Annotated in this window: 10 protein-coding genes; 3 read left to right on the top strand and 7 right to left on the bottom strand. The window is 68.1% G+C overall.

Translation table 11 applies throughout. The features are described 5' to 3' along the window. Window positions 1-14 precede the first annotated feature (14 nt). The gene (locus tag ACIA5G_RS43115; RefSeq protein WP_395934272.1) at window positions 15-3,716 is read left to right on the top strand and encodes a DNA topoisomerase (ATP-hydrolyzing); all 3,702 of its coding nucleotides are present in this window, start codon (window positions 15-17) and stop codon (window positions 3,714-3,716) included. Window positions 3,717-3,862: 146 nt separating this feature from the next. Here the strand turns inward: ACIA5G_RS43115 and ACIA5G_RS43120 are convergent, their stop codons facing one another. The 6 genes from ACIA5G_RS43120 to ACIA5G_RS43145 all read right to left on the bottom strand — a co-directional run bounded on the left by ACIA5G_RS43120 (window position 3,863) and on the right by ACIA5G_RS43145 (window position 9,750). Then, window positions 3,863-5,047 (bottom strand): acyl-CoA dehydrogenase family protein, encoded by a 1,185-nt coding sequence (locus ACIA5G_RS43120; protein WP_395934274.1) that lies wholly within the window; start codon window positions 5,045-5,047, stop codon window positions 3,863-3,865. Continuing rightward, on the bottom strand, window positions 5,044-5,913 hold the full coding sequence (locus ACIA5G_RS43125) for an SDR family oxidoreductase (protein WP_395934276.1): 870 nt from the start codon (window positions 5,911-5,913) through the stop codon (window positions 5,044-5,046). The genes ACIA5G_RS43120 and ACIA5G_RS43125 overlap by 4 nt, the downstream gene beginning before the upstream one ends. Next, window positions 5,913-6,752, bottom strand: a complete 840-nt coding sequence (locus ACIA5G_RS43130) for a MaoC/PaaZ C-terminal domain-containing protein (RefSeq protein ID WP_395934278.1) — start codon at window positions 6,750-6,752, stop codon at window positions 5,913-5,915. Before ACIA5G_RS43130 ends, ACIA5G_RS43125 begins: the two co-directional genes overlap by 1 nt. Continuing rightward, complete coding sequence (locus tag ACIA5G_RS43135) at window positions 6,749-7,180, bottom strand: SRPBCC family protein (protein ID WP_395934280.1); 432 nt, start codon at window positions 7,178-7,180, stop codon at window positions 6,749-6,751. Before ACIA5G_RS43135 ends, ACIA5G_RS43130 begins: the two co-directional genes overlap by 4 nt. A gap of 7 nt (window positions 7,181-7,187) precedes the next feature. Beyond that, the gene (locus ACIA5G_RS43140; RefSeq protein WP_395934282.1) at window positions 7,188-8,372 is read right to left on the bottom strand and encodes a lipid-transfer protein; all 1,185 of its coding nucleotides are present in this window, start codon (window positions 8,370-8,372) and stop codon (window positions 7,188-7,190) included. A gap of 70 nt (window positions 8,373-8,442) precedes the next feature. Then, entirely contained in the window at window positions 8,443-9,750 is a 1,308-nt protein-coding gene (locus ACIA5G_RS43145; RefSeq protein WP_395934284.1) for a family 1 glycosylhydrolase, read from the bottom strand. A gap of 131 nt (window positions 9,751-9,881) precedes the next feature. Between ACIA5G_RS43145 and ACIA5G_RS43150 the strand changes: the two genes are divergently transcribed. Further along, entirely contained in the window at window positions 9,882-11,147 is a 1,266-nt protein-coding gene (locus tag ACIA5G_RS43150) for a PepSY-associated TM helix domain-containing protein (protein WP_395934286.1), read from the top strand. Beyond that, window positions 11,144-11,488 carry a hypothetical protein gene (locus ACIA5G_RS43155; protein ID WP_395934288.1) on the top strand — a complete coding sequence of 115 codons (345 nt, stop codon included), beginning with the start codon at window positions 11,144-11,146 and terminating at the stop codon, window positions 11,486-11,488. Before ACIA5G_RS43150 ends, ACIA5G_RS43155 begins: the two co-directional genes overlap by 4 nt. 1 nt (window position 11,489) lies before the next feature. Here ACIA5G_RS43155 and ACIA5G_RS43160 read toward each other — a convergent pair whose 3' ends face one another. Next, window positions 11,490-12,776, bottom strand: a complete 1,287-nt coding sequence (locus tag ACIA5G_RS43160; protein ID WP_395934290.1) for a ThuA domain-containing protein — start codon at window positions 12,774-12,776, stop codon at window positions 11,490-11,492. Window positions 12,777-12,781: the final 5 nt, after the last annotated feature.

Below are 12,781 nucleotides of genomic sequence, written 5' to 3' on the forward strand. Positions count from 1 at the left end.
CAAGGAGTTCTGCCGTGGCACGCCGCAAGGGCCCCACCACCAAGGTCGATCCCAGCGCGTTCGACTCCGCCGGGGCGAACGTCTTCGACAACTCGCTGAAGACCGAGATCGAGGATTCGTACCTGGAGTACGCGTATTCGGTCATCCACTCGCGCGCCCTCCCGGACGCGCGGGACGGGCTGAAGCCGGTGCACCGCCGGATCCTCTTTTCCATGCACGAGCAGGGTTACCGGCCCACGCACGCGTATGTGAAGTCGTCCCGCGTCGTCGGTGACTGCTTCGTCCGCGGCGCGTTGGTGTCGACCCCGGACGGACTACGTCCGATCGAAGAGATCAAGATCGGCGAGCAGGTCCTCGACAGCCGGGGCCGAGCCGTTCCGGTCACCGAGGTCTACGAGAACCCGGTGTCCGAACTCGTTCGGATCACGTGGTCGAACGGGCACACCATGCTCGTCACGCCCGGCCAGCGGTTCCGGACCGTGGCCGAAGACTCGACGCTGACCTGGACCGACGCCCGTGACCTCACCGGGCGGCTGACCGTCGCCTACGGGAACGCCCGCCGGGACGAGCGGCCGGCGGGCGGCGATCGTTACGCCTACCTCCTCGGCCTGATCACCGCCGAGGGCTTCGCGGTCGACCGGAACCGCGACGCGGACGGCCGGGTCCGGATCCACATGTGCGACGTCGAGCCGCTCGACGCGGTGTACGAATGGGCGACGGCCAACGGTCTCGGTGTTTCCCGCGGAGTTCGCGCCGCGGCGAAGCCGGAATGGCGCGACCAGCACATCCTCACCTTCTCCCGCCACGATGGTCTGCTCGCGGCCGGGAGCCCGCTCAGCGACGCGAAAGCCGTTCCGGCGGAAGTCCTCGCGAACCGGTCCTCGTGGGCGCCGTTCCTCGCCGGAATCTTCGACGGTGACGGTTACATCCGCAAGAACCACCGCGAGATCGTCTACGTCAGCACGAGCGAAACGCTCGTCCGGCAGGTCTACGCGATGCTCGCGGATCTGGGGATCCACGGGCATCACTGGAGCAACCCGAAGGCCGACGGCCACAAGACTCTGCTCGGCCTGTCCGTCAGCGGATCGGACGCCGCGGCGCTGGCCCGCGTCCTGCGGCCGTGGACGAAGATCGGCTACAAGAAGAGCGCACTGGAAAACCTCACGGAAATCGCCTACGGCTACGGCGGCAAGCAGGGCCACGACCGGCTGCCCGCCAAGGCGGTCATGGCCGAGTTCTCGGCCGCCCACACCGGCGGCGGCATCGCTCTGGCCGATCGCGCATTCCCCCTTCCGCAGGCCTGCCAGGACGGCTGGATCGACAAGCTGCGCCGGATCGGCTCCCCGCTCGCCGACAACCTCGACGCGCTGAAGGGGTTCTCGTTCCTCGAAGTCGTCTCGGTCGAAGCAGTCGAGCCGGACATCACCTACGACATCCAGGTCGGCACCGACGATCACGAGTTCACGGCCGAGGGTTTTGTCGTCCACAACTGCATGGGCAAGTACCACCCGCACGGTGATACGGCGATCTACGACGCGATGGTCCGGCTCGCGCAGGACTTCTCGCTGAACGCACCGCTCATCGACGGGCACGGAAACTTCGGTAGCCCAGACGATGGACCGGCTGCTTCGCGTTATACCGAAGCACGCATGTCGCCCGAGGCGATGCAGCTCGTCGGCGAGCTCGGCGAAGACACCGTCGACTTCCGCCCGAACTACGACGGTTCGCTCGAAGAGCCGTCCGTGCTGCCGGCGGCGTTCCCGAACCTGCTGGTCAACGGCACGTCCGGGATCGCGGTCGGGATGGCGACCAACATGATCCCGCACAACCTCGGCGAGGTCGTCGCGGCGGCGCGGTGGCTGATCACGCACCCGTCCGCGACGCTCGACAAGCTGATGGAGTTCGTCCCCGGCCCCGACCTCCCGACCGGCGGCAGCCTGCTGGGCCTGGACGAGGTCCGCCGCGCGTACGAGACCGGCCGCGGCGTGGTCCGGATGCGCGCGAACTGCGAGACCGGCCCCCTCGAAGGCAGCCGCGGGCGGCAGGCGATCACCGTCACCGAGCTGCCCTACGGCGTCGGCCCGGAGAAGGTGATCGAGAAGATCACCGACGAGGTCAACAAGTCCAAGCGGCTCACCGGCATCGCCGACGTGAAGGACCTCACCGACCGCGAGAACGGCACGCGGCTGGTCATCGAGTGCAAGGTCGGCGTCAACCCGCAGGCGCTGCTGGCCGACCTCTACCGGCTGACACCGCTGGAGCAGTCGTTCGGCATCAACAACCTGGTGCTCGTCGACGGCCAGCCGCAGACCCTGGGCCTCAAAGAGCTGCTGGAGGTCTTCCTCCGGCACCGCTACGAGGTCGTCACGCGGCGCACGAAGTACCGGCGCCGGAAGCGCGAAGAGCGGCTGCACCTGGTCGACGGCCTGCTGGTCGCGCTGCTGAACATCGACAAGGTGATCAAGCTCATCCGCGAAAGCGAGAACGCGCAGGCCGCGAAGGACGGCTTGATGACGCGCTTCAAGCTGTCGGAGATCCAGGCGACGTACATCCTCGATACCCCGCTGCGCCGGCTGACCAAGTACGACCGGCTCGAGCTGGAGTCGGAGCAGGACCGCCTGCGCGAGGAGATCGCCGAGCTGTCCAAGATCCTCGACGACGAGTCGGTGCTGAAGAAGCTCGTGTCGTCGGAGCTGGCGAAGATCGCGAAGGACTTCCCGACCGAGCGCCGCACCGCCCTGATCGACGGCGACCTGAAGGAGGTCCTGGCCGCGTCGAAGCCTTCGGGCCCGCTCGAGGTCACCGACGACCCGTGCCAGGTGATCCTGTCGGCAACCGGCCTGGTCGCGCGCACGGCGGCGGAGTCGGAGGAGTCGACGGAGACGCGCCGCCGCAACGGCCGCGTGAAGCACGACGCGGTGTCGGCGGTGGTCCACACAACCGCGCGTGGCCAAGTGCTGCTGGTGACGAGCCGCGGCCGCGCGTTCAAGACGGACGTGCTGCCGTTGCCGGTGCTCCCGGAGCAGGCAGGCACGGTGTCCTTGCGCGGCGGCATGGCGGCGCGCGAGCTGGTGCCACTGGAAAAGGGCGAGACCGTCGTCGGAATCGCCCCCCTGGGCGAGCAGGCAGCAGGCTCCCCCGGCCTCGCGCTCGGCACCCGAGCCGGCGTCGTGAAGGTGTGTTCACCGGAGTGGCCGGTCCGTTCGGACGAGTTCGAAGTGATCAGCCTGAAGGACGGCGACGAGGTGGTCGGCGCAACCTGGCTCACGGACGGCTCGGAGACACTGGCGTTCGTGTCGTCGGAAGCATCACTGCTGAAGTACGCGGCATCGCTGGTCCGCCCCCAGGGCTTGAAGGGCGGCGGCATGGCCGGAATCAACCTGACCGGCGGCGCCACAGCGGTGTTCTTCGGAGCAGTCCGCACGGACGACGACGAGCACGGCGAGCCCCTGGTGATCACGGCAACGGGCGTCAGTGTGAAGGTGACGCCGTTCAGCGAGTACCCGGCCAAGGGGCGCGCCACGGGCGGCGTCCGGGCCCAGCGGTTCCTCAAGGGAGAGACGGCATTGCGGGTGGCCTGGATCGGCCCGCGTCCGGCGGGAGCGGCTCGGAACGGGGACCCGGTGGAGCTGCCGGAGATCGACGTGCGCCGGGACGGGTCGGGTCACGCCCACCCGGGCCCGGACGTGGTCGGCCACCTCATCGAGCGAGACTGACGGCTATCGGCGGAGTTGTCCCCAGCCTCGGGCTGATGTGGACAACTCCGCCGCCGCTCGCTCGGATCGCCGGTTTTGTCGGCCACCGCCGATAGACTGGCCAGGGGGCCAACCCCCGGGATAGGGCGGGCCCTGGCCGGCGCCGGTCAGGGCAGCAGGGCCTTCGCGATGTGCGTCACCTGGATCTCGTTGCTCCCCGCATAAATCATCAGCGACTTCGCGTCCCGAGCCAGCTGCTCCACCCGGTACTCCGCCATGTACCCGTTCCCCCCGAACAACTGCACCGCCTCCATCGCCACCTCGGTCGCGGCCTCGGACGAATACAGCTTCATCGCCGAAGCCTCGGCCAGCGAAGGACGCTTCCCCGCCCGCAGCTTGGCCACCGTCTGGAACACCATGTTCTGGACGTTGATCCGCGCCACCTCCATCTTCGCCAGCTTCAGCTGGATCAGCTGGAACCGCCCGATCTCCTGTCCCCACAAACGACGCGACTTGGCGTACGAGATGCACAGCCGCTGGCACTCGTTGATGATCCCCAGCGACAGCGCCGCCACACCGACACGCTCCGCCGCGAAACTTTCCCGCGCGTCCGAAGAACCCGACGACGACAGCAGCCGATCCGCGCCCAGCCGGACGTCGGAGAAGAACAGCTCGCCCGTCGGGGAGGACATCATCCCCATCTTCTTGAACGGCTTGCCCTGCACGAAGCCCGGCATCCCGCGGTCCAGCACGAACGCCAGCACCGGCCGGTCGCGAGGCAAAACGGAAGAGCCGTCGTCCAGCTTCGCGTACACCACCACCGTGTCCGCGTACGGCCCGTTCGTGATGAACGTCTTCCGCCCGTTCAGCACGTACTCGTCGCCGTCACGACGGACCGTGGTCTGCATGCCGCCGAACGCGTCCGAACCCGAGTCGGGCTCGGTGATCGCCCACGCTCCGACCTTCTCGAACGTCGCCAAGCCCGGCAGCCAGCGTTCCTTCTGCTCCTGAGACCCCTTCGACAGGATCGTCGCCGCCGTCAGCCCCAGGGAAACACCGAGAGAAGCCACGATTCCCAGGCTCACCCCGGCCAGCTCGCTGATCGCAACAAGGGCCAGGGTCTCCTGCCCACCCAGCGACGAGGAAGAAGAACCAGACGAGCGAGAAAGCAGGCGAGACACCGAATCCGCGGCGAGAACATCCAGCCCGAAAGCCTTGAACAGCTTCCGGATGATGTCGTAAGGAGGCAGCGAACCGCTCTCCAGCGCATCCAGCTGCGGCCGGATCTCCTTGGTGATGAACTCCCGGATCGAGTCGCGGACCAGCAGGTCCGTCTCGGACCACTCGATCACGGCAGCCTCGCCGCGATGTCGTCGATCGCCCACGCGCCTTCGGTCTCGATCACCTTCACGTCGTGCCAGCCGGCCAGTTCCGAGATCGCGCCGCCCTGGACCGCGAACACCTTCCCCGTCAAGGTGCACTTCTCGGACGCCAGATAAGCCACCAACGGTGAGATGTTCGCCGGCGAAAACGCGTCGAACTCACCCTCGGAAACCGGTGCGGCGAAGATCGCGCCCATCCCCGGGGTCGCCAGCGTCAGCCGGGTCCGGGCGATCGGCGCGATCGCGTTGACCCGCACGCCGTACCGCTCCAGCTCGGCCGCCGCCACCAGGGTCATCGCCGCGATGCCCGCTTTCGCCGCGCCGTAGTTGACCTGGCCCGCGTTCGGCAGTGTCACGCCCGACGCCGACGCCGTGTTGACCACCGAGGCAGCCACCGGAGAACCCGCCTTCGAACAAGACTTCCAGTACGCCGCCGCGTGGTGCAGCACCGCCGCGTGCCCCTTGAGGTGGACCGCGATCACCGCGTCCCACTGCTCCTCGGTGATGCTCGCGACAAACGCGTCGCGCAGGATGCCCGCGTTGTTCACCACGACGTCCAGCCGCCCGAACTCCGAGACCGCCTGGTCGACCAGCTCAGACGCGCCTTGCCACGACGTCACGCTCGACGTGTTCGCCACCGCCGAACCACCCAGGGCCCGGATCTCCTCGACAACGTCGGAGGCGGGCCCGGAAGAAGCACCACTCCCGTCGTTGTCACCGCCGAGGTCGTTGACGACCACCCGCGCGCCTTCACGGGCGAACAACAGCGCGTGCTCCCGCCCGATCCCCCGGCCCGCACCGGTGATCAGCGCGACGCGCCCGTCGAGTGCACCCATCAGCTGTCTCCGATCTCGGCGAGGCCGTCCTTGACCACAACCTTGTCCCCCACGGTGGTTTCGAAGGCAAAAGAACCAGGCCCCGCGGCCCAGATCGACGTCGACAGGTCCTGACCCGGCAGCACCGGCGCCGCGAACCGCACGGCCAGCCGCCGCAGTCGGTCCACCGAGGACTCACCGACCTCGGTCAGCAACGCCCAGGACGTGAACGCCATCGTGCAGAGCCCGTGCGCGATGATCCCCGGCAATCCCGCGGCACGAGCGACGTCCTCGTCGAGGTGGATCGGCATCGGATCGCCGGCGGCCGGGCCGTAGCGGAACGTCTGGTCGTCGTCGACGTGCTGGCTGACCTTCGCCACCGGCGACGAAGAACGCAACGCCTCGTCGAGCCGGTGGCCAGGGCCGAGAACCCCCTCCTTGGAACCGGTGTCGAAACCGCGCACGAAGAAAGTCACGTACTGCTCGTTCACCAACGAGCCGTCAGAAGAGCGACATTCCAGGTACACGGTCGCGCGTGTGCCCTTCGGCAGGCCCTCGAACCCGGTCATCTTCGCCCGCGACATCAGGGAATCACCGGGCCGGATCGGCCGGTGGAACCGGAAGTCCTGCTCACCGTGCAGCACCTTGCCGAACAACGACGTCGGCACCACTTCCAGCGCCGGCTCCAGCAGCGACTGGAACACCGGCACGATCGCGAACACCGGGCTCGCGACGTCACCCGCGCGGTGCGCCGGGATCGGGTCGTTGGTCGCCAGCGCGTATTCGACGAGCCGTTCGCGCGTGACGTCGAACAACACCGGCGACGTCCACTTGTCCAGCCCGGCCGCGTCGAACTTCATGCGACCAGTGCCTTGAACTTCTCGAGGGACTCGTCGAGGTTCTTCTTGCCGTCCTTCTCGACGGCCTTGCCGAGCGCGCCGACGATCATCTGGCCGGTGAACTCGGCGTCGATCGAGGCGGCCGACCCCGCGCCGGCCGCCGCCACCGACAGCGAGAACTGGATCTTCACCCCCGCCATCCCGGTTCCGGAGATGACCAGCCGAGCAGGCGGTTCGTAGGTGTCGACGGTCCAGGTGATCGTGTTCGCCATCCCGAGCATCGTGACGACCTCGGACACCTGCGAGCCCTGCGAGAACTCGGCGGGGACGTCCCCCTTCCACTTGGTGTGGATGGTCAGCCACTTCTCGAAGTTGTTGGGGTTCGAGAACTCCGCCCACACCTTGTCCGGCGGGGCGGGCAGTTCGACGGACGCGCTGATCTGGCCCATGGTGCTCCTAAGCTCGCTGGTAGGCGGTGACGACGGCGGCGCCACCGAGTCCGATGTTGTGCTGCAACGCGGCTTGCACATCCGAAACCTGCCGCTTGTCGGCGTCGCCGCGCAGCTGCCAGGTCAGTTCGGCGCACTGCGCGAGCCCGGTCGCGCCGAGCGGGTGCCCCTTCGAGATGAGGCCGCCGGACGGGTTCACGACCCACCGGCCGCCGTACGTGGTGTCGCAGGAGTCGACGAGTGAACCGCCGTCACCCTCTTCGCAGAGCCCGAGCGCTTCGTACGTCAGCAGCTCATTGGCGGAGAAGCAGTCGTGCAGCTCGATCACCTGGAAATCGGCTGGCCCGAGCCCCGCCTGGTCGTACACCTGAAGCGCGGCCTGCCGGGTCATGTCGTACCCGACGATGTTCTTCGCACTGCCGTCGAAGGTGCTGCGGAAGTCCGTGGTCATCGCCTGCCCGACGATCTCGACCGCCCGCTCGGCCAGGCCGTTCGTCTCGACGAAGGCCTCACTCGCCAGGATGGCTGCGCCGGAGCCGTCCGACGTCGGTGAGCACTGCAGCTTGGTCAGCGGGTCGTAGATCATCCGCGACGCCAGGATGTCGTCGAGCGAGTAGACGTCCTGGAACTGCGCGTACGGGTTGTTCACCGAGTGCCGGTGGTTCTTCTCGCCGATCTTCGCGAAGTGCTCGGCCGTGGTGCCGTACGCCTTCATGTGCTCCCGCCCGGCGGCGCCGAACATCCACGGCGCGGGCGGGAACAGCACCTCGGAGATCTCGGCGAGCGCCTGCATGTGGTTGCCCATGGGCTGCTCGCGGTCGTCGAACGTCGACCCCAGCGAACCCGGCTTCATCTTCTCGAAGCCCAGCGCCAGCACGCAGTCCGCGCGGCCGCCGCGGATCGCCTCCGCGGCCAGGTACAGCGCGGTCGAGCCGGTCGAGCAGTTGTTGTTGACGTTCACCACCGGGATCCCGGTCATGCCCAGTTCGTAGACCGCACGCTGCCCGGACGTCGACTCGCCGTAGACGTAGCCGACGTACGCCTGCTGGACGGCGTCGTACCCGAGGCCGGCGTCTTCGAGGGCCTCGGTGCCGGACTCACGAGCCATCTGCGGGTAGTCCCAGTTCTCGCGCCGCCCGGGCTTCTCGAACTTCGTCATCCCGACGCCGACGACGTACACCTTGTTCGCCATGCAACAAACATACAGACCGGCATGTATTTATCAAGAGGAGACCGCGGACCAGCAGGTCAGCGGCACAAAATCAGCCCAACGGAGCCAGCGGTCCCGGGTAGCGCGCCGGGTCGAGGCAGCTGCCCAGGCCGTCGACGACCGAGCAGAACCCCGGCGGCCGCACCGGCGTGTAGCCGGCCGGGACACCGTGGCCCGCGATCAGCTGCCGGTACGCCGTGACGGCGTCGGTCGGCCTGCGGACCAGCCCCGGATCGGTCGCCGCGTCCACTGTGTACAGACCGAACCGCGGCTGGTAACTGCCCCACTCGTAGTTGTCGGTGAGGCTCCAGTAGTTGTAGCCGATCACGTTCATGCCGTCGGCCTTCGCCCGCTGCACCCAGTAGATGTGGTCACGCAGGTGGTCCGAGCGTGTGTAGCCGTCCGGCCGCGCGTTGCCGTTGTCGGTCGGCATGCCGTTCTCGACGACGTACAGCGGCAGGCCCGGGAACTTCCGCGCGTAGTACCGCAGCGCGTAGTAGATCCCGTCCGGCTGCGGCGTCACCTTCCAGAACTCGCCGCTCGCCGCGTGCACGGCGCTGAGGTTGTCGAGGCTCGCGCCGTAGTAGTAGTCGACACCGGCGAAGTCGAGCTTGTCCCGCACCCGGTCGAGGAACGACGCGTCGAGCACCCCCTGGACGGCCGGGATGTAGGCCGTGTTGCTGGACACGAGCGCGCCCGGATCCAGGGAATGGATGAGGTCGTACGCCGCGCGGTGCACCGTCACCAGCCGCGCCTGCGCCCACGGCAGCTTCCACCCGGCGAGCCCGCCGTTGGTGGTCTCGTTCTGCAGGTAGACCGTCGGCTCGTTGATCGTGATCCACAGCGCGCCGAGCCCCTTGTACCGCTCGACGACCCGGCGGGCATTCACGAGCCAGGCGTCCACCGTGCGGTCGCTGTCCCAGCCACCCTGGTCGGCGACCCAGCCGGGGTAGACCCAGTGGTCGAGGGTGATCATCGGCCGCATGCCGGCGTCGAGGACGTGCCGGACGACGTCGTCGTAGTACGCCAGCTCGGCTTGGTCCAGCTGGCCGGGCCGCGGCTCGATGCGGGCCCACTCGACGCTGAAGCGGAACACGTTCACACCGAGCTGCTTCGCGCGGTCGATGTCCGCGACGTAGTTGTGCCGGAAGTCCACGGAGTCGCGGTAGGGCTCCTTGATCGACGACGTCTTCGCCTGCTCGTAACGACGCCAGTTGCTGTCGGGCGCCGAGCCCTCGGCTTGGTAACCCGAGGTCGCGACACCCCAGAAGAACGGCTGGGTGACGGCGACCGCCGGGGACACGCCCGCGACGAGACCCGCGAGCACCGTCAGGACCACAAGCACCACGCTGCGCCGCATCACTGCCCCATTCATGAAGGAACTTCATGTTAGCCAGCGGTGAGACGTCGCACATCCCCCGATGGACGGAAGACGTGGAAGCTAAAGCAAGGCTAACCTCACTTCGATCTTGACCGCGTGAGGGGGACACCGTGATCGCCGAAGCACCCGAGCTGACCAGGACCGATCCGCCCAAAAGGGCGAAGCGGCGCTGGTACCGGCGCAAGCCCGTGCGCCGGGCGCTGGTCGTCACGCACCGGTGGACGTCGCTGGTGCTCGGGCTGCTGCTCGTCCTCGAGACCACCGCCGGCGTCATCCTGCTCTACCGCGCCGAGTACTTCCGGGCCACGCACCCCGACTTCTACGCGCACACCGAGAGCGCGCACCCGATCGGCCTGCAGCAGGCCCGTGACCTGGTCAAACAGGCACACCCGGAGTTCTCCGCGGCCTGGGTCAGCAACGACGGCGGTGTCATCGCGGTCGGCGACACCGACTACACCACCGCCTACGCCGTCGACCCCGGCAGCGGGCGGATCACCGGGCCGCAGAAGCTCACCGACGGTGTCATGGGCTGGCTCACGAACCTCCACGACTGCGCGTTCACCTGCAAGGACGACCCCGGGTACGTGTCGTGGCTGGCCGCGCCGGTGCCGTCAGTCGGCTTCGAGTGGCCGGCCGGGACGAACTGGGGGCTGCTGATCCTGGTTGTCCTCGGGCTGCTGATGGTCCTGCTGGCGATCACCGGGCTCGTCGTCTGGTGGCCGGGGTTCAAGAAGTTCTCCCACGGCTTCCGCGTCCGGCTCGGCAAGGGCCGCTTCGCGCGTGACTACGACCTGCACAACGTGATCGGCCTGGTGTCGGTGCCGTTCGTGCTGATGTGGGGAGTCACCGGCGCCGCGTTCTACTTGCCGCCGGTCGAGAACGCCTGGCTGGCGATCACCGGCGGCTCCACCCCGAACGAGGCGAAGTACAGCTTCACGGCGAACCCGGCCGCACCCGGCACCCCGGAAATCAGCATCGACCAGGCGTCGTCGGCCGCGCTCGCCGCGTCCCCCGGCACGGTCCGCTACCTCGTCCCGCCGGCTGAGGGCACGGGCTACTACACGGTTTCGATCGCGGACGACGGCTACCAGCCCTACGGCGCCCGCGCGTTCTTCGGCGGCGACCGCACGGTGTACGTCGACAGCCACGACGTCGCCCATGTGTCCTCGGTGGACGCCGCACCCGAGCCGACGGCGAACCGCTTCTACAGCAAGGTGTTCGAGGCCGCACACTTCGGCTGGCTGGTCGACGGCTGGTGGCGGCTCGTCTGGGTCGTCCTCGGCCTGGCGCCGCTGGCGCTGATGCTCACCGGCATCTCGACGTGGCTCTTCCGCCTCGGCACCAAACGCCGGCGCCGCAAAGCACGCCGGGCGTGATCGAGCCACTGGCCTTCGCGACCACGGTGGTCTGCCTGCTCGGCGGGCTCACGGCCCTCGTCGTGAGCCCGGCCGGCCGCTACCACTGGCCGCGGTGGCGTCCCCTGGTCGTGCTGGTCGAACTCGCGCTGGTGGTCCAAGCGATCGCGGACCTGGTCAGCGAGCACCACCCGGCCGAACCGGGCACGCATCTCGCTTACCTCGTGACGTCACTCGTGGTGCTGCCGGCGGCACTGACGTGGGGTGCCCGCGACACTTCTCGCGTCGCGGGCACCCTCATCGCCGTCGCACTGCTGACACTGGCCGTCCTGGTGGTCCGCTTGCAGACCACCTGGCGCTGAGTCAGGCGACCTTGAACGACTGAGCGGCGCTGCCGTTGCAGGTCGCCTGGACCAGCTGGACACTGTCCGCAGTGGACGATCCCGGCACGGTCAGGCACTTGCCGCTGTGGCGGGCGACGAAGTGGTAGTACCCGCTGCCCTCCGACACCGGCTGCCACTGCTGGTTGTTCCCGCCGCTGTAGGACCACAGCTGCACCCCGGCGTTGTCGGTCGTCGCCACGTTCGTGACGTCGATGACCTGGGCGGGGTTCGTCCGGTTGTTGATCCGGTCGTAGCCGCCGCTGGTCGGGGCGAACTGGAACTGCTGCGCCGTGGTGGCGTTGCAGGTGTACTGCTGGATCACGGTGCCGTTGGCGCTGGCCGCGGACCGCGCGTCCACACACTTGCCGGACGCCTTGTTCGTCACGGCGTACCAGGCCGACGGGTCGATCGTGCCCGGGTCGGTCGGGGTCGTCGAGCCGCCGCCGAGCCACTTCAGGCCGTCGAGCAGGAAGCGGTTCTGGTCGGCGCTCTCGAACGTCGACGACAGCGCGGTGTTCGTGTCGTAGTTCATCGCGTTGTGGCCGAAGTTCGAGTAGATCATCTTGTAGTTCTTGTTCGTCCACGAGATCGGGTAGTACCCGCTGTTCCAGGTCTGGCTCGGGTCGGTGCCGATCGGGAACGTGGACTGGTCCATCGACGCCAGGATGGTGATGTTGGCGTTCTGGCGCAGGTCGTTCTGCCAGGCGTACCACTCCGACGTCGACGACTTGATCGTCGCCGGCAGGTTCACCGTCGAGGGGTGCGTGCGGTTCTCGATCTTCAGCGTCTCCGGCGTCGGGCCCCACGTGTTCGTGGTGAACCGGCCGGTGCCGAGGAAGTCGTTGTGGAACCAGTTGGCGTACGACGGTGTCGAGCTGTCGTTGTACGCCGTCACGTGGAAGCCGTAGAACCCGCCGCCGGCCTGCATGTACCGCTGGAAGCCCTGGAACTGCGCCTGCGACTGCGGCTGGTCGTCGAGGAACAGGACCACCTGGTACTGGTCCGGGGTGATCGACGTCAGCTGGTTCCAGTTGGTCGTCGCGGTGTAGGTGAAGCCGTTGGCCGCCGCCTGCTGCGGGAACCAGACGTTGGCTTCCTTCTCGAAACTGATGTGCGCGGCGTCGTACGTGCCGCTGTAGAAGGCCAAGACCTTGAACGGCGTCGCGGCCGGGGCGGCCTGCACCGTCGGGCCGCCGAGGCTGAGCCCCAGCAGTGCGGCGAAGAACGCCAGGATCCGGATCAGCGGGCGGCGGGTTCTGGACGGCATGCGTG

It is taken from the genome of Amycolatopsis sp. NPDC051758 (genome assembly GCF_044453095.1).
Taxonomy (GTDB): Bacteria; Actinomycetota; Actinomycetes; order Mycobacteriales; family Pseudonocardiaceae; genus Amycolatopsis.

What these genes read in the sequence shown, in the direction of transcription:
- ACIA5G_RS43125 (WP_395934276.1), bottom strand. Translation starts at nt 5,913, where the DNA reads ATGGGTGCACTCGACGGGCGCGTCGCGCTGATCACCGGTGCGGGCCGG.
- ACIA5G_RS43130 (WP_395934278.1), bottom strand. Translation starts at nt 6,752, where the DNA reads ATGAAGTTCGACGCGGCCGGGCTGGACAAGTGGACGTCGCCGGTGTTG.
- ACIA5G_RS43135 (WP_395934280.1), bottom strand. Translation starts at nt 7,180, where the DNA reads ATGGGCCAGATCAGCGCGTCCGTCGAACTGCCCGCCCCGCCGGACAAG.
- ACIA5G_RS43140 (WP_395934282.1), bottom strand. Translation starts at nt 8,372, where the DNA reads ATGGCGAACAAGGTGTACGTCGTCGGCGTCGGGATGACGAAGTTCGAG.
- ACIA5G_RS43145 (WP_395934284.1), bottom strand. Translation starts at nt 9,750, where the DNA reads ATGCGGCGCAGCGTGGTGCTTGTGGTCCTGACGGTGCTCGCGGGTCTC.
- ACIA5G_RS43160 (WP_395934290.1), bottom strand. Translation starts at nt 12,776, where the DNA reads ATGCCGTCCAGAACCCGCCGCCCGCTGATCCGGATCCTGGCGTTCTTC.